We start from the raw sequence: 20,593 nt of genomic DNA on the forward strand, positions 1-20,593 counted from the left end.
CGGACGTAGAGTCGGGCCATGACCTCTACCGACAGCGCACAGAAGGCCCCCGCCAAGGACCCCTGGGACCTGCCCGACGTCTCCGGGTACACCGTCGGCGTGCTCGGCGGCACCGGACCGCAGGGCAAGGGCCTCGCCTACCGGCTGGCCCGGGCCGGGCAGAAGGTGATCATCGGTTCCCGCGCCGCCGACCGCGCCGAGGCGGCCGCCGCCGAACTCGGACACGGCATCGAGGGCGCCGACAACGCCGAGGCCGCGCGCCGCAGCGACATCGTGGTCGTCGCCGTACCGTGGGACGGCCACGGCGACACCCTGAAGGCGCTGCGCGCGGAACTGGCCGGCAAGCTCGTCGTGGACTGCGTCAACCCGCTCGGCTTCGACAAGAAGGGCGCCTACGCCCTCAAGCCCGAGGAGGGCAGCGCCGCCGAGCAGGCCGCCGCGCTGCTGCCGGAGTCCCGGGTCACCGCCGCCTTCCACCACCTGTCGGCCGTCCTGCTCCAGGACCCGGAGATCGAGAGCATCGACACCGACGTCATGGTCCTCGGCGAGCAGCGCGCGGACGTGGAGATCGTGCAGGCCCTGGCCGGCCGCATCCCCGGTATGCGCGGGATCTTCGCGGGCCGGCTGCGCAACGCCCACCAGGTGGAGTCGCTGGTAGCCAACCTGATCTCCGTCAACCGCCGGTACAAGGCGCACGCCGGGCTGCGCGTGACCGACGTGTGAGCCACCGGAGCCCATGGGGGACACTGGTCGGCGAAGCAGTTCCGAGCAGTGTCCCCGACAGGAGCCCCCCGTCATGCCCCGCATCGCCCTCTACACCCTCGTCGTCTGCGTCCTCGCCGTGGCCGCGGCGGTCGTCTCCTTCGTCCAGGGCAGCTGGCTGGGGATCGTCTGGGTGCTGCTGGCCGGGCTGTCGTCCAACATGACCTGGTACTACGTCAAGCGCGGCCGGATCGAGGCCGCCCGCGACACCTCCGTCACGAACTGAACGGTTCTTCACGAACCGAGCGAGCAGATCGCCGGGCTCTCCTCCCAGAAGCGGTATTGGGCGTTGCCGCAGTACTGCGAGAACATGTCCACGTTCAGCGCCCGCATGACCGCGTCGACCACGTCGAAGAACGCCTCGTTGACCGACGGCAGCCACAGCACCGCGAACACGAAGAGCAGCCCGAACGGGGCGAACGGCTCCACCTGCCGCTTCACCTTGTACGACAGCCACGGCTCGAGCACGCCGTAGCCGTCCAGGCCCGGCACCGGCAGGAAGTTCAGGATCGCCGCCGTCACCTGGAGCAGCGCCAGGAACGCCAGCGCGAACCGGAAGTCCGCGGGCACGCCGTCCAGCGCGTCCAGCCAGAACGGCGCCGTGCACACCGCGGCGAACAGCACGTTCGTCAGCGGGCCCGCCGCCGAGATCAGGCTGTGCCGCCAGCGGCCCCGGATCCGGTTCCGCTCGATGAACACCGCGCCGCCGGGCAGACCGATCCCGCCCATGATCACGAAGATCACCGGCAGCACGATGCTCAGCAGCGCGTGCGTGTACTTCAGCGGGTTCAGCGTGAGGTAGCCCTTCTCGCCGACCGAGATGTCCCCGCTGTGCAGGGCGGTGCGCGCGTGCGCGTACTCGTGCAGACACAGGGAGACGACCCAGGCCGCGGTCACGAACAGGAACACCGCGATGCCCGGCTGCTCGGCGTACCCGGTCCAGGTGGCCCAGCCGGTCACCGCCGTCACGGCCAGGATGCCGACGAACACGGGACTGACCTGCCGGTCGCCGGGGCGGGTGGTGGCGGTGGTCATGCATCGGCTCCTGAGGTGACGAGGGACACGAGAAGGGACTCCCGGAAGATCCGAGAGCATACGGGGAAAACGTCTCGCGGTCGCCGCCGGGTTCCTGGAAGGTTGGGGGGACGGCAGGGACGAGGGTGTTCTACGAGGACTGGCAGATGGTGATCACCGTTCGCGCCCCCTCCGGAGACAATGGACCCCGTGTATTACCGGCTGCTCGGCACCACCCAGGCGATCCGCCCCGACGGCACGGCCGTCCCGGTTGGCGGGGCGCGGCTGCGTGCCCTGCTCAGCGTGCTCGCGCTGCGGGCCGGCCGGACCGTACCCGCGGCCGTGCTCGTGGACGAGGTATGGGGCGCCGACCCGCCCGCCGACGCCACCGGCGCCCTCCAGGCGCTCGTCGGCCGGCTCCGCCGCGCCCTCGGCGCCGAGGCCGTCGCCTCCGCCGACGGCGGCTACCGGCTCGCCGCCACCCCCGACGACATCGACCTCGCCCGCTTCGACCGGCTCACCGGCGACGGCCTGACCGCCCTCGCCGACGGCGACCCCGCCAAGGCCGCCGCCGTCCTCGACGAGGCCCTCGCCCTGTGGCACGGGCCCGCCCTGCCGGACCTGCCCGACCGCACCGCCGAGGCGGCCCGCTGGGAGACCCGCCGGCTCGACGCCCGGCGCGCCCGGCACGCCGCCGCCCTCGCCCTCGGCCGGGCCGAGCAGGCGCTGCCCGAGCTGACCGCGCTGTGCGACGACCACCCGCTGGACGAACCGCTCCAGGCGCTGCGGCTGCGCGCCCTGCGCGACACCGGCCGCCCCGCCCAGGCCCTGGCCGCCTACGAGGACGTACGCCGGCTGCTCGCCGACCGGCTCGGCTCCGACCCCGGGCCCGAGCTGCGCGCCCTGCACGCCGAACTGCTGCGCGCGGAACCGGAGCCCGCCGCGCCCGCCGCCGCCCCGGGCAACCTGCCCGCCCGGCTCACCTCCTTCGTCGGCCGCGAAGCCGACCTGGAGGCCATCGCCGCCGACCTCGCCGGAGCCCGCCTGGTCACCCTGCTCGGGCCCGGCGGCGCCGGGAAGACCCGGCTGTCCCAGGAGGCCGCCGAGGCGGTACGGCACACCCTCCGGGACGGGGTGTGGCTCGCCGAACTGGCCCCCGTGGACGACCCGGACGCCGTACCGCAGGCCGTGCTCACCGCCATCGGCGCCCGGGACACGGTGCTGCACGGCGCCGGCGTGGACGGCATGCGCGCGGTCGCCGACCGGCACGACGACCCCGTCGCACGGCTCGTGGAGCACTGCGCCCGGCGCCGGATGCTGCTCGTCCTCGACAACTGCGAGCACGTTGTGGACGCCGCCGCCCGGCTCGCCGAGTCCCTGCTGGCCCGCTGCCCGGAGCTGACCGTCCTCGCCACCAGCCGGGAACCCCTCGGCGTGCCGGGGGAGTTGGTGCGGCCCGTGGAACCGCTGCCCGAGCCGGTCGCGCTGCGGCTGCTCGCCGAGCGCGGCGCGGCGGCCCGCCCCGGCTTCCGGGTGGCCGACGACCCCGAGGCGTGCGCCGAGATCTGCCGCCGCCTGGACGGACTCCCGCTCGCCATCGAGCTGGCCGCCGCCCGGCTGCGCATGCTGACCCCCCGGCAGATAGCCGACCGGCTGGACGACCGGTTCCGGCTGCTCACCTCCGGCAGCCGCACCGTGCTGCCCCGCCAGCAGACCCTCAGGGCCGTCGTGGACTGGTCCTGGGACCTGCTGGACGCCGCCGAACGGGACGTGCTGGCCCGGCTGTCGGTCTTCGCCGGCGGCTGCGACCTGGCCGCCGCCGAGGCCGTGTGCGGACCGGCCGCGCTGGACGCCCTCGGCTCCCTGGTCGACAAGTCCCTGGTGGTGGCCGCGCCCGCGGCCGGCGGCATGCGCTACCGGCTGCTGGAGACCGTCGCCGAGTACGCCGCCGAACGGCTCGCCGAGACCGGGCGGCGCACCGAGACCGAGCGCGCCCACCTGACGTACTACCGCGAACTCGCCCGCACCACCGAGCCGTTGCTGCGCGGCCCCGAACAGCTCGCCGCCATCGGCCGGTTCCAGCTGGAGTACGAGAACCTGCGCACCGCCTTCCGGCACGCCCTCGCCCTCGGCGACGAGCAGGAGGGTCTGTGCCTGGTCCACTCCCTGCTGTGGTTCTGGCAGATGCGCGACCAGCGCGTGGAGACCCGCAACTGGTGCCGGGAGATCATGACGCTCGGCCCCGACCCGTTCGCCGAACCGGCGAGCCCGGCCGCCCCCGTCTGGCAGCGCTGTACCGACACCCCGCCCCCGTACACCGGCGAGGCCCTCGTGGAGGCCCGGCGCGGGATCCATCTGGCCCATCTGGCCTGCATGGACACCGAGATGGACGCCTGGCAGACGCCCGCCGCGCAGGCCAAGCTGCGCACCATCGCCGAGGTCTACGAACCGGGCCTGCCGCAGACCTGCCGGGTGCCGGGCCTGCTGTGGTTCTTCGCCGTGCTGCTGACCGGCGGCGCCGACCGGCTGCACACCATCGTGGACGCCTGCGTGCGGACCTGCCGGGAGACCCCGGGCTTCGAATGGGAGCTGGCCGGAGTGCTGCACCTGCGCGCCAACTTCCTGTCCAACCGGGCCGCGTGGACGGGCGACGCCACCCGGGACGCCGACGAGTCGCTGGAGATCTTCCGCCGCCTCGGCGACGTCTGGGGCGCCACCGAGGCCCTGGCCGCCCGCGGTGAGGCCAACGAGCGCAGGGCCGCCTACGACAGGGCGGAGGCCGACTACCGGGCCGCCATCGAGCACGCCGAACGCCTCGGCGCCCGCGCCCAGACGGCCGTGCTGCGCGCCCGGCTCGGCGGCGTCCTGCTGGAGTCCGGCGAGAGCGAGCGCGGCGAGCGGATGCTCCGGGACGTCATCGCCGGCCAGGACGGCGTGCAGAACGAGGCGACCACGATGGCCCGGCTGCACCTGGCCTCCTGGCTCGGCCTGACCGACCGCACCGCCGAGGCGCGCGAGCAGTTGCGGGTGATTCGAGCCGAACTCCCCGTCGCCCGCTTCGTCATCTTCGACTCCCTGCTGACGTGCCAGGAGGCCCTGCTGGACGCCCTGGACCGGCGGTCCGGGACGGCCCTCACCCTGGCCCGCAAGGCGCTGCGGCTCAGCGCCGAACCGCTCTCCCAGGCCCTCACCCCGCATCTGCACTCCGTCTGCCTCACCGCCGCCGCGATGGCCCTCGCCGACCTCGACGGCGGCGGGCGGGCCGCCGACGCCGCCCGCTGCCTGGGTGCCGCCCAGGCGCTGCTGCCGGCCGGTCACGTGGTGGCCGGTGTGGAGCTGCGGATCCGCGACCTGGCCGAGGCCCGGCTCCGGGCCCGGCTGGACGAGCGGTCGTACGACGCCGCGTACGCCGAGGGCGGTGGCCTCTCCCTCGCGGAGGCCACCGCCCTGGTCTGACGGTCGTGCGGCGTCAGCTCTTCGTACGGAACTTGTGGATCGCGACCGGGGCCATCACCACGGTCAGCCCGACCGACCAGATGACCGTCACCCACAGGGCGTGCGCCACCGGGCCGCCCTCCATCAGCCCGCGCGCGCAGTCGGCCAGCGCGGAGAGCGGGTTGTAGTCGGTGAACGCCTGGAGCCAGCCCGGCATCGACTGGGTCGGCGCGAAGATCGAGGAGCCGAACTGGAGCGGCATCAGCACCAGGAAGCCCATCGCCTGCACCGACTGGGCGTTCTTCATCACCACGCCGAGGGTCAGGAACACCCACATCAGCGCCGACCCGAACAGCGCGGACAGCGCCACGGAGCCCAGCAGACCGCTCCAGCTGCCCACGTCGTAGCCCACGAGCAGGGCGACCACCAGCAGCACCGCCGTCGCGAACAGCATCCGCATCAGCTCCACCGCGATCTTCGCGAAGAGCACCGAGCCGCGCCCGATGGGCAGCGAGCGGAAGCGGTCCATGACACCGGAGTTGAAGTCCTGGTTGAAGCCGGTGCCCACGCCCTGGGCCATGTTCATGCCCATCATGGCGAGCAGCCCGGGCACCACGTACTGCACGTACTGCTCCTGGCCGCCGCCCAGCGACTTGCCGATGGAGCCGCCGAAGACGTACACGAACAGCAGGGTGAAGACGACCGGGAACAGGATGGCGTCGAACATCGACTCCGGGTCCTGGCGGATCCACAGCAGATTGCGGCGGATCAGCGCGCCGGTGTGCCGCAGATGGGCCCGCAGCGGAATCGGCGTATCGGCCTTCGCGGCGGCCGGGGAGAGGGTGGCGGTGCTCATACGGCGACCTCCTGGCGGGCCGGCTCGGCGTCCTGCGGGGCACTGGCGCGGTGGCCGGTGAGCGAGAGGAACACCTCGTCCAGGCTGGGCAGTTCGGTGGTGATGGAGGACAGGGTGATGCCGCGCGCGGTGACCGCGCCGACCACGGCGGTCAGCTGCTCGTCGCTGAGGATCGGCACCAGCAGGGTGCCGGTCTCGGTGTCCACGGTGGTGGACGCCAGCCCGGTGATGCCCAGTTCGTCCAGCATGCCGGCGAGCGGACGGAGCTGGAGCGGGTCGACCGGCCGCACCCGCAGGGTGCGCCCGCCGACGCGGGCCTTCAGCTCCTCGATGCCGCCCTTGGCGATGACCCGGCCGCGGTCCACCACGGTCAGCTCGGAGGCGAGCTGCTCGGCCTCCTCCATGTACTGGGTGGTGAGCAGCACGGTGACGCCGTCGCCGACCATCGCCTTGACCTCGTCCCACACCTCGTTGCGGGTGCGCGGGTCGAGGCCGGTGGTCGGCTCGTCCAGGTACAGCACGGCCGGCCGGCCGATCATCGAGGCGGCCAGGTCCAGCCGGCGCCGCATGCCGCCGGAGTAGGTGCCGGCCGGGCGCCGGGCGGCCTCGGTCAGCGAGAACCGCTCCAGCAGCTCGTCGGCGCGGGCCCGGGCCTCCTTGCGGGGCAGGTCCAGCAGCCGGCCGATCAGGTACAGGTTCTCCCAGCCCGGGAGCTTCTCGTCCACCGACGCGTACTGGCCGGTGAGACCGATGACCCGGCGCAGCTGCCGGGGCTGGCGTACGACGTCGTAGCCGGCCACGGTGGCCTGCCCGGAGTCCGGGGTGATCAGGGTGGACAGGATGCGTACGAGGGTGGTCTTGCCGGCGCCGTTCGGCCCGAGTACACCCATCACGGTGCCCTCGCGCACGTCCAGGTCGACACCGTCCAGCGCCTTGGTCTCGCCGTAGTGCTTGACCAGCCCCCGTACGGTCACGGCGGAGCGTCCGCCGGCGGGGTTGTCGTCGATGCGTGTCATGGGGAAGACAGTGCCAGGCCCCACTGACAAACCGCCGACAGAGCGCCGACACCGGGTGCGGGCACCGTGTCGGCGGCCTGTCGGCGCGGGCGGTGGGCTACGACACCTGCCGGATGTCGGCGCCGACGAGCTGCCCGCCGGACACGGTGTAGGTGCCCCGGAACACCTGCACCGTGCCGTCGGTCTGCAACGCCCGGATCTCCGCGGTGACCTTCCCGCCGCCGTCGTCGGAGACGGAGACGCCGATGCGCGAGGTGGAGGAGAAACCCGCCACCCAGTCCTCGTAGGAGCCGCCGTAGAGCCGGCCGCCGCCCATGGACCAGGCGGCCTGGAAGTTCCCGGCGTTGAGGTGGTCGTAGTAGGTGGTGACGACCGCGCTCGCGTCCTGGTCCTGTGCCGAGGGCTCGGGAGTCGGGGTGTCGTCGTATCCGCCGCTGTCGTCGGAGTCGGGTGTGACCGCCGGTGTGGTGTACCCGCCGTCGGTGGGGGACGGCGGGGAGGTCCAGCCGTCGTAGGACCCGCCGGGCGACACGGTGGCGGACCAGCCGCTCGCCGACGGGGTGTCGGGGCCGTCCGCGACGGCCACCCCGAGCGTCACCCCGCCGGCCACCAGCACCGCCAGCAGGGCCCAGGGCAGCCAGACCGGCAGCCGGGTGGCGCCGACGCGCACGTACCCGCCCGCGGGCGGCTCCGGCGCGGCGAGCGGCGCCCCGCAGTCGGGGCAGTCCGGCCGCGCGGCGTCCTCGACGCGCGCGCCGCAGTGAACACAGAAATGCATGGCCCCCGCTTTCCGTCTCCAGGCCGCTTTCCGGCTACAGGCCGCGGACGGCTTCCTCGATGGTCACCGCCAGCGAGGCCAGCCCGGCGAACCCGGGCACGGCCTCCACCAGCGCCTTCGCGACCCGGCGCAGCTTGCCCGTACGGGGCTCGGGCGCGGCCAGCTCCTCGCGCGCGTCCTCGGCGAACTCCGCCAGGTCCTCCCGCTCCGGGTGGTCCGAGCGGCGCAGCTCCTCGACGAACCGGGCCAGCAGGTCGCTGATCTCCCGCGGGGTCAGCGGCCGGCCCCCGGCCCGCTCCGCCTCCTCCTCCGTGACCCGGAAGTCGACGCGGGCATTGCTGCCGCTCGCCACCACCGTGTTCCTGACCTGTGCGTTCCCCGTCGCGATGACGCCGTCGTTGCTGCGCTGGTGCATGCCGGTCCCCGTTCATCCGTCGCGTGTGCGGTGGTTGTCAGTCGGTGTTGGGCCGCGGGATCTTCTTCAGGATGGTCGAGATGCGGGACTTGTCGCCCGAGGCGACCGCGCTCGACTCGACCTTGGCCCCCGCGGTGGCGATGATGCCGTTGTTGATGATGGTTTCCTGACGCTTGATCAGGTCGCCCGCGTCGATGTCGTGTTCCACGGCGAACTCCACCAGGGCGTCCAGGATCCGCCGTTCGACGGTCTTGAGGACCATCCCGGAGTCGACCTTCTGGAAGTAGCGGTGGTGGTCCGTGGCGGAGGCGAGCTGCCGCACGCTCTTGCGCGCCCCGTAGTCGAACACCCCGAGCCGGGTGATCTGCCGGTGCTGCTTCTTCAGCCGCTTGCGCATCCCGAAGTCCGGGAAGAAGCCGGTGACCGCGCGTCCCGGCGAGGCGAGCATCACGAAGGGCGTGCTGGCGAGGTTCTGCAGCGCCATCGACAGGAACTCGCGCGGCGAGGGGGCCGGCATCAGGGAGTCGATGGTCCGGTAGCGGTCCAGCAGCGGGCACAGCACGGTGGGCAGGGCCTCCACGAACAGGTTGGAGTCCGAGCGCACCAGCCGCAGGAACACCGAGGTGACCAGCTCCCCGCCCCAGCCCGAGGAGTGGGTGACCAGATAGGCGCGGGCGGTTTCCTCCGGGTCCCGCTTCAGCGCGTCCAGCCGGTCGGTGCCGATCCGTGCCACCGGGCGGCCGAGCGGATCCGGCAGGAACCGGGTGTCGCCCAGCAGCGCCGAGCCCTCCACGAACACCCGCTCCTCCAGCTCCAGGCAGGGCAGCGACAGCTCGCCGACCCGCCGGGCGATATGGGCGTACAGGTCCGCGACGTCGAAGTCCCGCGGCTGTACGCCCTCCCGCCCGGAGGCGGTCACGTCGAACACCAGTGACCAGGAGTCCAGTTCCTGGCCGTACCCGGTGAATGGCGAGAAGCCGCTGTAGACGGTGAGGTTGCCGCGCGCGTACTCGTCGATCTGGCGCAGCCGCCGGGCGGCGGACTCGTTGGGCGGCGGCGGTGCCTGCGCCGGGTCGAACCGGTCGGGCCGCAGCCGCTGGAGGCGCTCGCCGTACTGGGTGGAGAGGGCGAAGACCAGCGTGGTCAGCCAGCCGAACAGCAGCATGAGGAACACGGCGAGGCCGCTGTGGATCACCAGCAGGCCGAGGACCAGCACCAGGAACTCGACGGCCAGCAGCAGGTCCCTGGCGTGCCGGCGCGCGTTGGCCTCGTAGGCGTAGCGCAGGACCACGGGGACGTCGCAGCCCGGGGCCGGTGCCACGCCGAGGTGCGGTTCGGCGGCGACGTCCCTGATCAGGGAGTCGGCGTACTGCCGGTCCAGGTAGACGGCAGCGCACATGTACCGGGTCAGGTCCCGGCCGCCGGTCCAGCGCGGCACGGCGAGGCGGGACGCCGGCCGGTCCGCGTCCGCGTCCCCGGCGACGGCCAGGGTGGCCCCGCACGCGCCGCAGAACGCCGCCCCGGGCACGGTGGCGGTGGAACAGTCGGCGCAGACGGCCGGTGGCTGGCTCATTGTCTCTCCCCCGAGTGTGAGACGGCCCACACTGTCAAGTGCACCACCGAGCCACGCGCGGGGAAGCCCCCGCGCGTGTTTCGACGCAACTCTGTTACAACTTCCGCGCCGGGGCGGGAAGTTGAGGCCAAAGCTTGAGTGCCGGAGTGGTCCCCTGGCCGGACGACCGGAGCGGCGCCTCGGCCGGAAAAGGGGACAGCCCGCCGACGGGGGAAGATCGACGGGCCGTCCGGTGGTGCCGCGGTGGACTAGTGGACGGAGTGCTCCTCCGCCGGGAACGCGCCGCCGACCACGTCCTCGGCGAACGCCTTGGCCGCGCCGGTCATCACCTCGCGCAGATCCGCGTACCGCTTGACGAACTTCGGCACCCGGCCGGAGGTCAGGCCGAGCATGTCGGTCCACACCAGCACCTGCGCGTCCGTCTCCGCACCGGCGCCGATGCCGACCGTCGGGATGTGCAGCACCCGCGTGACCTCGGCCGCCAGCTCGGCCGGCACCAGCTCCAGCACCACCGCGAACGCGCCCGCGTCCTGCACGGACTTCGCGTCCCGCAGCAGCTGCTGGGCCGCCTCCTCGCCGCGGCCCTGCACGCGGTAGCCCATCGCGTTCACGGACTGCGGGGTCAGCCCGATGTGCGCCATGACCGGGATGCCGGACTCCACCAGCAGCCGGATCTGCTCGTGCGAGCGCTCGCCGCCCTCCAGCTTGACCGCGCCGACCCCGGCCTCCTTCACCAGCCGGGTCGCCGAGCGCAGTGCCTGCACCGGGCCCTCCTGGTACGAGCCGAAGGGGAGGTCGCCGACGATGAGGGAGCGCCGTGTGCCGCGCACCACGGCGGCCGACAGCATGGTCATCTCGTCGAGGGTGACGGGCACGGTGGTGTCGTACCCGAGGTGGCAGTTGCCCGCCGAGTCGCCGACCAGGATCACCGGGATCCCGGCCTCGTCGAAGACGGACGCGGTCATCGCGTCATAGGCGGTGAGCATGGGCCACTTCTCGCCCCGCTCCTTGGCGAGGGCGATGTCGCGGACGGTGATGCGGCGGGTGCCCTTCCCCCCGTACAGCGCCTTGCTGCCGTCGGAAGGCTTCGTCTGGGCAGCCGAAAGCTGCGTCATTGCAACGGCTCCTTACGTCATCTCGAGGCGCCCTGACGGCGTCCCCGGACCGTCTCCATGGTGGCACCTCGTACCGGCCGGGGCCAGAGGGGGGCCCGCTGATCCCTGGAACCCCGTCGGCACGTAAGACCTTGGTAAAAAAAATTAGATACGAGACCGTTCCGTATCGAAAAGATCATAGGCTCGGACGCATGACAAGTCCCGCCCCCGCCGCCCGAATACCGGAAGCCGTGCACCGGCGCCGCTGGGCCATCCTCGGCGTGCTGATGCTCGCCCTGCTGATCGTCGTCCTCGACAACTCGATCCTCAACGTCGCCATCAAGACCATCGCGACCCCGGCGCCGACCGGTCTCGGCGCCACCCAGAGCGAGATCGAGTGGGCGATCAACTCCTACACCCTCGTCTTCGCCGGCCTGCTGTTCACCGCCGGACTCATCGGCGACCGGCTCGGCCGCAAGAAGGTGCTGCTCGCCGGCACCCTGGTCTTCGGCATCGGCTCCGCGCTCGCCGCCGAGTCCGGCACCCCGAACGAGCTGATCGCCTACCGCGCGGTGATGGCCCTCGGCGCCGCCTTCGTGATGCCCGCCACCCTGGCCGTCCTGATGAACGTCTTCGAGCGGCACGAGCAGCCCAAGGCCATCGGCATCTGGGCCGGCGGCGTCGGCCTCGCCATCGCCATCGGCCCGATCACCGGCGGCGCGCTGCTCGACCACTTCTGGTGGGGCTCGGTCTTCCTGATCAACGTGCCCATCGTGGTCATCGCGCTGGTCCTGATGGCCTGGCTGGTGCCCGACTCCCGCGACCCCCGGCCCGGCCGCCTCGACCCCATCGGCGTCGTCCTGTCCGTCGTCGGCCTCGTCCTGCTGGTCTACGGCATCATCGAGGGCGGCGAGCTGGCCGACTTCACCGAACCCAAGGTGCTCGCGGCCATCATCGGCGGCATCGTCGTCCTGGCCGCCTTCGTCGTCTTCGAGAAGCGCACCGCGCACCCCTCGCTGGACGTCTCCTACTTCCGGAACAAGGTCTTCTCGGCCGCCATGAGCGCCATCGCGCTGGTCTTCTTCGCGCTGATGGGCGTCACGTTCTTCGGCGTCTTCTACACCCAGAGCGTGCGCGGCTACTCGCCGCTGGAGTCCGGCCTGCTGATGCTGCCGCTCGCCGTCGCCCAGCTGCTCTTCGCGCCGCGCGCCCGGCTGGTCGTCGACCGCTTCGGCAACCGGGCCACCACCACCGGCGGCCTGCTGCTGATCGCCGCGACGCTGGCCGCGTTCACCGCCTTCGAGGCCGACACCCCGATCTGGCTGCTGGAGGTCGTCTTCTTCCTGATGGGCACCGGCATGGCGCACATCATGACCCCGACCTCGGTCGTGATCATGCAGGCGCTGCCCCGGGAGAAGGCCGGCTCCGCCTCCGCGCTCAGCAACACCTTCCGCCAGGTCGGCGGCGCCCTCGGCATCGCCGTCCTCGGCTCGGTCCTCGCCACGTCCTACCGCAACGGCATCGAGGGCAAGCTCGGCGCGCTGCCGCCGAACCTGCGCGACACCGCCGCGGAGTCCATCGAGGCCACCCTGGGCGTCGCCGAGAAGCTCGGCCCGCGGGGCGAGGCCCTGGTCACCCCGGCCAACGACGCGTTCCTGCACGCCATGCACGTCACCGCGCTGTGCGGCACCGGCGTGGCACTGGTCGGCGCCGTGGTGACGGCCCTGTTCCTGCCGGGCCGGACACCCGCCGCGCCGCAGGGCGAGAAGGAGCAGGAGAGGGTCGCCGCGCTGGACTGAGGCCCGGGCGCGGCACCACGGGGAGCCGGACCGGAGTACGGCACCACGGGGGAACCGGACCGGCTACGGCACCACGGGGAGCCGGACCGGGTACGGAACCACGGGACCGCGTAGGACGCCGTGGCCCGCGCGGGACACCGTGGCCCGGGCGCGGCGCAGGGGACCGCGCAGGACACTGGACCCGGGCGTGGTCCGACGGGGGAGGGAGGCCGCTGCGGGACAATCACCGCAGCACACCGAGAGGACGGAACGACGTGAGCCTTGCCGGCAGCCGGCCGCGACCGGACGCACCTGTGCGGGGCCGCCCGCGCAGCGAAGCCGCGGAGCGCGCCATCCTGGACGGGGTGATGAGACTCCTGGAGGAGGGCGTGCCCCTCGCGGAGCTGTCCATCGAGCGGATCGCCCGCACCGCCGGGGTCGGCAAGGCCACCATCTACCGCCGCTGGAGCGGCAAGGAGGAACTGTTCATCGAGGTGGTCCGCGCGGCCGAGCCGCCCGAGCCGGAACTCCCCGGCACCTCCATGCGCGACGATCTCCTCGTCCTGCTGGAGAACCTGCGCCGGCGCGGACTGGCCAGCCGCTCCTCGGTCCTGCTGCACAACGTGCACGTCCAGATGAAGAGCAACCCGCGGATCTGGGCCGCGTACCACGAGAACGTCATAGAGCCCCGGCGCCGGCTCGTCCTGGACGTGCTGCGCCGCGGGCAGCTCAACGGCGAGCTGCGCGCGGACGTCGACGTGAACCTGGCGAACGACCTGTTCGTCGGGCCGATGCTGGTCCGCTCCGTCATGCGCCCCGAAGCCGACCTGGGCGAGGACCTCGCGGAACAGATCGTCGACTCGGTCCTGGCCGGCCTACGACCCGTCAGCTCCACAGCCTCGTAGCACTCGTGTGCGCGTTTCGTCACAGACCGGACCCGCCCGGGGCCCGGCCGGAACTCCCGCCACCGCATCGCACGTCCTGGTCTTCCGTACGGCCGTCACGGGACGGCGGAACGGAGCCGATCATCCCCTAGGGTCGGGGACTACGGGGGATGAACGGTGTGCACGGCAGGCAGTGAGGCAGACGGTATGGCGCAGCAGGCGTACATGACGGAGACGGCGGACGGCGGCTCGGGGCCCGAGCGACCGGGGTCCCGGCTCCGACGCCTGGCGCACCGGCTGTCCACCGGCTGGCGGGGCGATCCGCGTATCTGGCGCCGCGGCGCCGTGCTCACCGCGCTGGCCCTGCTGCTCGCCCTGGTGATGCTGGTGCACGCCCACATCCCCAACGCGGTGGGCAATCTCGGCAGCCTCACCGAGACCTTCCTGCCCTGGCTGGGCCTGGCCATCCCGGTGCTGCTGGTGCTCGGCGTGGTGCGCAAATCGGCGATCGCGCTCATCGCCGTACTGCTGCCGGCGATCGTGTGGCTGAATCTCTTCGGCGGGCTGCTGACCGACAAGGCGGGCAGCGGCGGCGACCTCACGGTGGCCACCCACAACGTCAACGCCGACAACCCCGACCCGGCCGCCACCGCCACCGGCGTGGCCGCGTCCGGCGCCGACGTGCTGGCCCTGGAGGAGCTGCCCGCCTCCGCCGTCCCCGTCTACGAGAAGGCGCTGGCGCCGGCGTACCGGCACCACGCGGTGGTGGGCACGGTCGGGCTGTGGAGCAAGTACCCGATGACCGACGTACGCGCCGTCGACATCAAACTCGGCTGGAAGCGGGCGATGCGCGCCACCGTGGCGACCCCCGAGGGCCCGGTCGCGGTCTACGTCGCCCACCTGCCGTCCGTCCGGGTGAAGATCGAGGCCGGGTTCACCGCGCGACAGCGGGACAAGAGCGCCGACGCGCTCGGCGAGGCCATCGCCGACGAGCCCCTGCGCCGGGTGGTGCTGCTGGGCGACCTCAACGGCACCATGAACGACCGCTCGCTGAACGCCGTCACCTCCCAGCTGCGCTCCACGCAGGGCGCGGCGGGCAGCGGCTTCGGGTTCAGCTGGCCGGCATCGTTCCCGATGGCCCGCATCGACCAGATCATGGTCCGGGGCGCGGAGCCGGAGAGCAGCTGGACGCTGCCGCGCACCGACAGCGACCACTTGCCGGTGGCGGCCCGTGTGAAGCTGGACACAGGCTCGTAACCTGCTGGAATACCGACCCTGAGAGCGTTTGTTCGGCACGGGAACATACTGCGAGACTTTCCGTCCCCCTCCTCCGCTCTGAAAGGTCCCTCATGCCCCTGGCCCTGCTCGCCCTAGCCGTGGGCGCCTTCGGCATCGGTACGACCGAGTTCGTGATGATGGGCCTGCTGCCCGACGTCGCGGACGACCTGCACATCTCGATCCCCTCCGCCGGGCACCTGGTCTCGGCGTACGCGCTGGGCGTCGTCATCGGCGCCCCGCTGCTGGCCGCGCTCACGGCCCGCATGTCCCGCCGTACGGTGCTGATCGCGCTGATGGCCCTGTTCGTGGCGGGCAACGCGCTGTCGGCGTTCGCGCCCGGCAACGCCTCGCTGCTCGCGGCCCGCTTCCTCAGCGGCCTGCCGCACGGCGCCTTCTTCGGGGTGGGCGCGGTGGTCGCCACGGCGATGGTCCCGCCGGAGCGCAAGGCCCGCTCGGTCTCCCTGATGTTCCTCGGCCTGACCGTCGCCAACATCGCGGGCGTCCCCGCCGCGACGCTCATGGGCCAGCACCTGGGCTGGCGGGCGACGTTCCTCGCGGTGAGCGCGATCGGCGTGGCCGCGATAGCGGCCCTGGCGCTGCTGATCCCCCGCGACCACGCCCCCGCTCCCGCGACGGGCCTGCGCGGCGAACTGGCGGCACTGCGCTCGCTGCCGGTCTGGCTGGCCCTCGGTACGACGGTGGCGGGCTTCGGCGCGCTGTTCGCGGCGTACAGCTACGTCACCCCGATGCTGACGGACACGGCGGGCTACGCGGAGACGAGCGTGACCCTGCTGCTGGCCCTGTTCGGCGTCGGCGCGACGGCGGGCAACCTGCTGGGCGGACGCCTGGCGGACCACTCCCTGCGGGCCACCCTGTTCGGCGGTCTTGCCTCCCTGATACTGGTCCTGCTCCTGTTCCCCCTGATGATGCGGGCGGAGTGGAGCGCGGCCCTGGCGGTCGCCCTGCTGGGCATGGCGGCGTTCATCACGGGCTCCCCGCTCCAGCTGATGGTGATGGAGAAGGCGTCGGCGGCCCCCTCCCTCGCCTCCTCGGCCAACCAGGCGGCGTTCAACCTGGCCAACGCCGGCGGCGCGTGGCTCGGCGGCCTGGCCCTCTCGGCGGGCTTCGGTACGACGTCCCCCGCGCTGGCGGGCGCGCTGCTGGCCGTGCTGGGGCTGGGCGTGGCGGGCGTGTCGTACGGGGTGGACCGCCGGCGCGCCGTGGCACACGCGGGGCGGGTGGTGGCGGCGCACGTGCCGTCGACCACGGAGACGACCGGGGCGCGCAACGGATAGTGATCCGCGGGATTCGCCCCTCCTCCGGCTATTCAAATTTGATTAGGCTGCGGGCATGGGTGAAAAGACCGTTCCGATCCTGCCGTGCCGCACCATCCAGCCCGTCCTCGACTTCTACGGCGCCCTCGGCTTCGAGGTCACCTTCCAGCAGAAGAGCCCCAACCCGTACGCGGTCGTGGGGCGCGGGGGCATCCAGCTCCACTTCTTCGGGATGAAGGGGTACGAGCCGGCGGAGTCGTACAGCACGTGCTACATCGAGACCGATGACGTGGACGGCCTGCACGAGACCTTCCGGGCCGGCCTCAAGGCGGCGTACGGCAGAGTCCCGACGCGCGGGCTGCCGCGCTTAGGGGCGCTGAAGGACACGTCGCACGGTGTGCGGCAGTTCCTCATGACCGATCCGGGCGGCAACTGCCTGCGGATCGGGCAGCGGACGAGCCAGGACCCCCACCACCGGCCCGCGCCGAAGGAGACCTTCCTCCGCGCCCTGCATCATGCCGCCCTCCTCGCGGACTCCAGGGACGACCCGGAGGGCGCGGCGAAGGTCATCGACCGGGTGCTGCGCATCGAGGACGAGCGACCCACTCCCGTGCAGTTGCTCCGTCTTCTCGTGCTGCGCGCGGATGTCGCCGGGCGCCTCGGCGACGAGGAGACGGCGACGTCCGCGTGCGCCAGGGCTGCCGCGGTCCGCCTGACGGCGGGGGAGCGCGAGTCGGTACGCGACGACCTCGAACGTCTTGAGGAGCTACGGGACTGACCTGGGCCGTGGGCTTGGTCTGTGTCCCCTGGGGACGAAGTGGCCGTGGGGCCGCTCGCTTCTTGGCCAGTGTCGGGCTTCCGCGAGGTGAGTCAAGGGCGCTGCGCGTCGCCTTCGGCGATGGCCCTTCGGGCCACCCTTGACACACCTCGCTCCAGCCTGGGGTAGAAGCGAGCGAGCGGCCCGAAGGAACAGTGGCCCAGCCCGGTACCGGACCCATGGGCGGGCTACGACGCCCCGTCGGCAGGGTCACGCGCTCGCGCCTCGCCAGCACGCCGGGCAGGCTTGGCGGCTACCGGCCCGGTGGCGGGTGCGCGCGTCCTCGCCTCGCCTGCACGCCGGGTCGGCTTGGCGGCTGTCCGTGAGTGGGGCGGGCGGGGGCTGTCCCGTGGGGATCGGCGGGTGGTGGCGGGCAGGGACCCTGTCTCTGGACCAGTCATTCCAAAACAACCCATCGGCCGCACTCGCTGTCAGTGCTCTGTGTCATGATGCGCACGCGTTCCAGGGGAGTGGGCGCGGGTCTGCTGATTGTCAGGGGGTTGGGGGATGGGCGTGGGTACGGGGCCGGACGGCTCGTCCAGGTCCGACGGGGAGTGGGAACGGTTTCTGCGCGAGTCGGTGGCGGGCACCGCCGACGCGCCCAAGGAGCCGTCGGCGCGGGCCCGCGACGTGGCAAAACGGTTGCGCACGGACCCCGCCCGGGGCCCGGAGGGCTGGCGCGGCTACACGCCCGCGCGACCCAAGCGGCGCACGGGCTGGTACGTGGTCGGCCTGCTGGCCTTGCTGACACTGCTTGTGGTGGCGCTCGCGCCGGGGCGGACGGTGGGCCTGTTCGCCGGCGACGACCGTGACTCGGCGCCGTTGGCAGCCGAGACCGCCCGCCCGACCCAGGCTCCCCCGGCGGAAGCGGACCAACGCCCCACCGTGCAGGAGCCGTTCCGCGGTTCGCCGGCGGCGCGCTGGGCGAGTGGGGCGGCGGGGATCACCGTGCCGAAGGCCAGGGCGGTCGGCTGGATGAGCGCGGCACAGGTCGAGCGGGCCCTCACCCGCAGCCGGGACTTCCTCGTCGCGTCGAGCCTGGACCGCGGGGTGCTGCGGGGCGAGCGCCCGGAGAAGGCGATCGCGCTGATCAATCCGCACCAGCGGGACGTCCAAGACCTCCTGAAGACCGCTTTCCGGACCCCGGGTGAGAAGAGCGACCCGCTGCTCCTCTTCAGCCGCTTCAGGCCCTCCCAGGCCCGTCTGGTCGGCAGCGTCGTGAAGACCCGGGGCCGGCTCACTTTCCAGGAGGGCGAACGCGGCGCGCTCCAGGTGACCGCCGACGTGACCTTCGTCTACCCGGTCACCCGCGCGGACGCGGGCGGCGACGACGAGATCGTGCGCACGATCATCCGGCGCGAGCTGGTCATGAGTTGGGACGACCCGGACAAGGTGATCACCGAGCCGGGCACGTTCTCGATCGTCTCGTACAAATACACCATGACCAACGGCGGCTGCGGCGCCCCCACGGGCTACTTCACCCCGCCCTTCGGCGCGGACCGCCGGGCGGACGAGGCCGACAGGGAGATAGACCCGTACGACCGCAGCGGGCCGGTCGGACGGGGCGGGTCCGCCGCGGACGAGTGCGCGAGGGCGACACGATCGTAGAGCGGTCCCGGCTTGGTGGCCTGCATGGTGAGGCGTCCCCGCTGCTGCCGTGACGGAGAGAGGGATGGGCGGGTGGGTTATGGACAGCTATTCCAAAACTACCCACCTGGTGCAGTGGGCGGCACCCCGGTTGCCTCGGCCGCCAACGGAGTCCGAAGGCGCCCCTGAGGCCCGTACGCCCGGCCGTCAGACGCCGAACCGACCCGACGTCCATGCGAGGCGAGGACGCGCACCCGCCACCGGGCCGGAAGCCGCTGAGCCCGCCCGGCGTGCTGGCGAGGTGCGGGCGCGCATCCCCGACCCACGATGCGAACGCAGCCGACGGCAGGGGTCAAAGGACCTGAGTCGGCCACTTTCCCCGGGCTGCCCGCTCGCTTCTTCCCCGTGCTGGAGTGAGGTGTGTCAAGGGTGGGCCGCAGGCCCATCGCCGAAGGCGACGCGGAACGCGCCCTTGACTCACCTCGCGGAGGCACGACACTGACCAAGAAGCGGGCGGCCCCACGGCAACCTCTTCAACTCCTCAGCTCACACCACACCGTCTTGCAGTCGGTCCCCTGCACCACGCCCCAGCACTCGGCCAACGCATCCACGAGCGCCAGACCCCGCCCCGACTCCTCCGACTCCGTCGCGGAGAGAAGCACGGGCAACGCGCGCGGATCGGGATCGGTCACCTCGATGCGGGTACGACCCTGACGCGCCGCGCGGCTTTGGCGTCGCCGGTAGATGGAACTCCAGCGACGTCATCACCCGGCCGCCGCCTTCCGCAGTACGGCGGTGAGGGTACGCGCGGTCGCCGTGTTGCAGTTGCCGAGCGTGACGAGTCCGGCGGGCGGGCTGTACGTACCCGCGAAACTCGGCAGATCGACCCGCAGCGACGGCAGCGTGATGCCGTGCAGGGCGAGGGCGGTGCGGAGTTCTTCCACGGCGAGGGTGATGTCGTGGGCGGTGGGGGAGCGGTCGGGCATGGGTGACGGAAGCCTTCTGTGCGTTCTGTGATGAGTCCGGTACAGAATGTCGACGTGCTCGCTACCGTGGAAGGCATCTTGGGTACGCACCGCCAAGAGTGGAAACGGCACCGTGAGTTGTGGGGTGGGAGTGGCACGGCGTAAGGAAATCGACGGTTCGGCCGGCGTCCTCAACCTGTACGGCAAGGAACTGCGGTGGAAGCGGGAGGCGGCCGGGCTGTCCCTGGAGGGGCTGCTCGAGGGCAGCTTCTACGGCAAGTCGCTGCTGAGCGACATCGAACGTGGGCAGCGCCGGATGCCGTTGGACCTCGCCCGGCATGTGGACCGCGTACTGGGTACGGACGGGTTCTTCGAGCGGCATTGCGAGGATGTGCGCAGAGCGAGGAAGGACGGCCACGCCGAGTACTTCAGCGACGTACTCGAACTGGAGGAGCAGGCGCTGGAGATCGAGGAGTGGAACCCGAGACTGATCCCGGGACCGCTTCAACTGGAGCCGTACATCAGGGCCATCGTCCTGGCCGCCTATCCCACGGAATCCGAGGAGTCGCTGGCGGCGAAGGTAGCCGGCCGACGAAGCCGCGCCTGGCTCTTCGAGGACGAGGACTCCCCCGAGAACTGGGTCATCCTGCACGAGTCCGTCTTGTGGGAACCGATCCTTCCGCCCGATGAGATGGCGGAACAGCTCGCCCACCTCGTAGAGGTGCTGCGCAGGCGCCGGACTTTCACGCAACTGGTACCGCGGAACGCGGGCGCGCATCCCTTCATGACGAGTCCGGCACGATTCATGTCCTTCGCCGACGCCCCGCCGCTCATGTACACGGAGGACATGTACAGCGGCCAGTTGATCGATGACCCCCTGCTCGTGAAGCAGTACTCGAAGGCTTACGGCCGGCTGAGAGCCACGGCGCTGGACACCGAGACCTCGCTGAGGCTCATCGAACGGACAGCCGAGTCCTACAGAAACGGCAAGCACCCCGCCGAAGCCGCCGGCCACTCCCCCGGCGCCACCTGGGCCCCCTACATCACCGCACTCAAGCCCCAATAAC

The 20,593-nt window shown here is 72.1% G+C and carries 18 protein-coding genes and 1 pseudogene; 10 read left to right on the plus strand and 9 right to left on the minus strand.

What is annotated here, in order from left to right; all coding sequences use genetic code 11:
- Positions 1–18: 18 nt before the first annotated feature.
- Together npdG and ACSURM_RS25945 are read left to right on the plus strand one after the other, a co-directional pair.
- Positions 19–723, plus strand: coding sequence for an NADPH-dependent F420 reductase (npdG, locus tag ACSURM_RS25940; RefSeq protein WP_436958161.1), 705 nt, complete (start codon positions 19–21; stop codon positions 721–723).
- A gap of 13 nt (positions 724–736) precedes the next feature.
- Positions 737–988, plus strand: a complete 252-nt coding sequence (locus ACSURM_RS25945; RefSeq protein ID WP_289970740.1) for a hypothetical protein — start codon at positions 737–739, stop codon at positions 986–988.
- Between the two features lie 8 nt (positions 989–996).
- Here ACSURM_RS25945 and ACSURM_RS25950 read toward each other — a convergent pair whose 3' ends face one another.
- Positions 997–1,797, minus strand: coding sequence for a site-2 protease family protein (locus ACSURM_RS25950; protein WP_436958162.1), 801 nt, complete (start codon positions 1,795–1,797; stop codon positions 997–999).
- A gap of 180 nt (positions 1,798–1,977) precedes the next feature.
- Between ACSURM_RS25950 and ACSURM_RS25955 the strand changes: the two genes are divergently transcribed.
- Positions 1,978–5,232: a BTAD domain-containing putative transcriptional regulator gene (locus ACSURM_RS25955; RefSeq protein ID WP_436958163.1), complete on the plus strand. Its 3,255-nt coding sequence runs from the start codon at positions 1,978–1,980 to the stop codon at positions 5,230–5,232.
- A 13-nt stretch (positions 5,233–5,245) separates the two neighbouring features.
- Here the strand turns inward: ACSURM_RS25955 and ACSURM_RS25960 are convergent, their stop codons facing one another.
- From ACSURM_RS25960 to panB, 6 genes are all read right to left on the minus strand, one after another.
- Positions 5,246–6,067 (minus strand): ABC transporter permease, encoded by an 822-nt coding sequence (locus tag ACSURM_RS25960; RefSeq protein WP_030614057.1) that lies wholly within the window; start codon positions 6,065–6,067, stop codon positions 5,246–5,248.
- Positions 6,064–7,083 (minus strand): ATP-binding cassette domain-containing protein, encoded by a 1,020-nt coding sequence (locus ACSURM_RS25965; RefSeq protein WP_436958164.1) that lies wholly within the window; start codon positions 7,081–7,083, stop codon positions 6,064–6,066. The genes ACSURM_RS25960 and ACSURM_RS25965 overlap by 4 nt, the downstream gene beginning before the upstream one ends.
- A gap of 97 nt (positions 7,084–7,180) precedes the next feature.
- Positions 7,181–7,861, minus strand: a complete 681-nt coding sequence (locus ACSURM_RS25970; protein WP_436958165.1) for a hypothetical protein — start codon at positions 7,859–7,861, stop codon at positions 7,181–7,183.
- Positions 7,862–7,895: 34 nt separating this feature from the next.
- Positions 7,896–8,276: a hypothetical protein gene (locus tag ACSURM_RS25975; RefSeq protein WP_436958166.1), complete on the minus strand. Its 381-nt coding sequence runs from the start codon at positions 8,274–8,276 to the stop codon at positions 7,896–7,898.
- A 37-nt stretch (positions 8,277–8,313) separates the two neighbouring features.
- Positions 8,314–9,849 (minus strand): zinc ribbon domain-containing protein, encoded by a 1,536-nt coding sequence (locus ACSURM_RS25980; protein ID WP_436958167.1) that lies wholly within the window; start codon positions 9,847–9,849, stop codon positions 8,314–8,316.
- A 248-nt stretch (positions 9,850–10,097) separates the two neighbouring features.
- A complete protein-coding gene (gene panB, locus ACSURM_RS25985; RefSeq protein WP_359049074.1) occupies positions 10,098–10,964 on the minus strand; it encodes a 3-methyl-2-oxobutanoate hydroxymethyltransferase in 867 nt (288 codons plus the stop codon).
- A 191-nt stretch (positions 10,965–11,155) separates the two neighbouring features.
- On the opposite strand from panB, the gene ACSURM_RS25990 reads away from it, so the two are divergent.
- From ACSURM_RS25990 to ACSURM_RS26015, 6 genes are all read left to right on the plus strand, one after another.
- A complete protein-coding gene (locus tag ACSURM_RS25990; protein ID WP_436958168.1) occupies positions 11,156–12,742 on the plus strand; it encodes an MFS transporter in 1,587 nt (528 codons plus the stop codon).
- A gap of 254 nt (positions 12,743–12,996) precedes the next feature.
- Complete coding sequence (locus ACSURM_RS25995) at positions 12,997–13,626, plus strand: TetR/AcrR family transcriptional regulator (protein ID WP_436958169.1); 630 nt, start codon at positions 12,997–12,999, stop codon at positions 13,624–13,626.
- 186 nt (positions 13,627–13,812) lie between these two features.
- The gene (locus tag ACSURM_RS26000) at positions 13,813–14,862 is read left to right on the plus strand and encodes an endonuclease/exonuclease/phosphatase family protein (protein WP_436958170.1); all 1,050 of its coding nucleotides are present in this window, start codon (positions 13,813–13,815) and stop codon (positions 14,860–14,862) included.
- Positions 14,863–14,954: 92 nt separating this feature from the next.
- The gene (locus ACSURM_RS26005; RefSeq protein ID WP_436958171.1) at positions 14,955–16,178 is read left to right on the plus strand and encodes an MFS transporter; all 1,224 of its coding nucleotides are present in this window, start codon (positions 14,955–14,957) and stop codon (positions 16,176–16,178) included.
- Positions 16,179–16,233: 55 nt separating this feature from the next.
- Positions 16,234–16,935: a bleomycin resistance protein gene (locus tag ACSURM_RS26010; RefSeq protein ID WP_436958172.1), complete on the plus strand. Its 702-nt coding sequence runs from the start codon at positions 16,234–16,236 to the stop codon at positions 16,933–16,935.
- Positions 16,936–17,481: 546 nt separating this feature from the next.
- Complete coding sequence (locus tag ACSURM_RS26015) at positions 17,482–18,582, plus strand: hypothetical protein (RefSeq protein ID WP_436958173.1); 1,101 nt, start codon at positions 17,482–17,484, stop codon at positions 18,580–18,582.
- A gap of 512 nt (positions 18,583–19,094) precedes the next feature.
- Here the strand turns inward: ACSURM_RS26015 and ACSURM_RS26020 are convergent.
- Both ACSURM_RS26020 and ACSURM_RS26025 read right to left on the minus strand, forming a co-directional pair.
- Positions 19,095–19,271 (minus strand): annotated as a pseudogene (locus ACSURM_RS26020) (ATP-binding protein); the annotation flags it as partial.
- Positions 19,272–19,325: 54 nt separating this feature from the next.
- Positions 19,326–19,547, minus strand: a complete 222-nt coding sequence (locus ACSURM_RS26025) for a hypothetical protein (protein WP_436958174.1) — start codon at positions 19,545–19,547, stop codon at positions 19,326–19,328.
- Between the two features lie 130 nt (positions 19,548–19,677).
- Between ACSURM_RS26025 and ACSURM_RS26030 the strand changes: the two genes are divergently transcribed.
- Positions 19,678–20,592: a helix-turn-helix domain-containing protein gene (locus ACSURM_RS26030; protein WP_436958175.1), complete on the plus strand. Its 915-nt coding sequence runs from the start codon at positions 19,678–19,680 to the stop codon at positions 20,590–20,592.
- The last annotated feature ends 1 nt before the right edge of the window (position 20,593 follow it).

The sequence above is a fragment of the Streptomyces sp. SudanB182_2057 genome, assembly GCF_964272715.1.
Lineage (GTDB): Bacteria > Actinomycetota > Actinomycetes > Streptomycetales > Streptomycetaceae > Streptomyces > Streptomyces rubradiris.

What these genes read in the sequence shown, in the direction of transcription:
- npdG (WP_436958161.1), top strand. Translation starts at nt 19, where the DNA reads ATGACCTCTACCGACAGCGCACAGAAGGCCCCCGCCAAGGACCCCTGG.
- ACSURM_RS25945 (WP_289970740.1), top strand. Translation starts at nt 737, where the DNA reads ATGGGGGACACTGGTCGGCGAAGCAGTTCCGAGCAGTGTCCCCGACAG.
- ACSURM_RS25950 (WP_436958162.1), bottom strand. Translation starts at nt 1,797, where the DNA reads ATGACCACCGCCACCACCCGCCCCGGCGACCGGCAGGTCAGTCCCGTG.
- ACSURM_RS25955 (WP_436958163.1), top strand. Translation starts at nt 1,978, where the DNA reads ATGGACCCCGTGTATTACCGGCTGCTCGGCACCACCCAGGCGATCCGC.
- ACSURM_RS25960 (WP_030614057.1), bottom strand. Translation starts at nt 6,067, where the DNA reads ATGAGCACCGCCACCCTCTCCCCGGCCGCCGCGAAGGCCGATACGCCG.
- ACSURM_RS25965 (WP_436958164.1), bottom strand. Translation starts at nt 7,083, where the DNA reads ATGACACGCATCGACGACAACCCCGCCGGCGGACGCTCCGCCGTGACC.
- ACSURM_RS25970 (WP_436958165.1), bottom strand. Translation starts at nt 7,861, where the DNA reads ATGCATTTCTGTGTTCACTGCGGCGCGCGCGTCGAGGACGCCGCGCGG.
- ACSURM_RS25975 (WP_436958166.1), bottom strand. Translation starts at nt 8,276, where the DNA reads ATGCACCAGCGCAGCAACGACGGCGTCATCGCGACGGGGAACGCACAG.
- ACSURM_RS25980 (WP_436958167.1), bottom strand. Translation starts at nt 9,849, where the DNA reads ATGAGCCAGCCACCGGCCGTCTGCGCCGACTGTTCCACCGCCACCGTG.
- panB (WP_359049074.1), bottom strand. Translation starts at nt 10,964, where the DNA reads ATGACGCAGCTTTCGGCTGCCCAGACGAAGCCTTCCGACGGCAGCAAG.
- ACSURM_RS25990 (WP_436958168.1), top strand. Translation starts at nt 11,156, where the DNA reads ATGACAAGTCCCGCCCCCGCCGCCCGAATACCGGAAGCCGTGCACCGG.
- ACSURM_RS26000 (WP_436958170.1), top strand. Translation starts at nt 13,813, where the DNA reads ATGGCGCAGCAGGCGTACATGACGGAGACGGCGGACGGCGGCTCGGGG.
- ACSURM_RS26005 (WP_436958171.1), top strand. Translation starts at nt 14,955, where the DNA reads ATGCCCCTGGCCCTGCTCGCCCTAGCCGTGGGCGCCTTCGGCATCGGT.
- ACSURM_RS26010 (WP_436958172.1), top strand. Translation starts at nt 16,234, where the DNA reads ATGGGTGAAAAGACCGTTCCGATCCTGCCGTGCCGCACCATCCAGCCC.
- ACSURM_RS26015 (WP_436958173.1), top strand. Translation starts at nt 17,482, where the DNA reads ATGGGCGTGGGTACGGGGCCGGACGGCTCGTCCAGGTCCGACGGGGAG.
- ACSURM_RS26025 (WP_436958174.1), bottom strand. Translation starts at nt 19,547, where the DNA reads ATGCCCGACCGCTCCCCCACCGCCCACGACATCACCCTCGCCGTGGAA.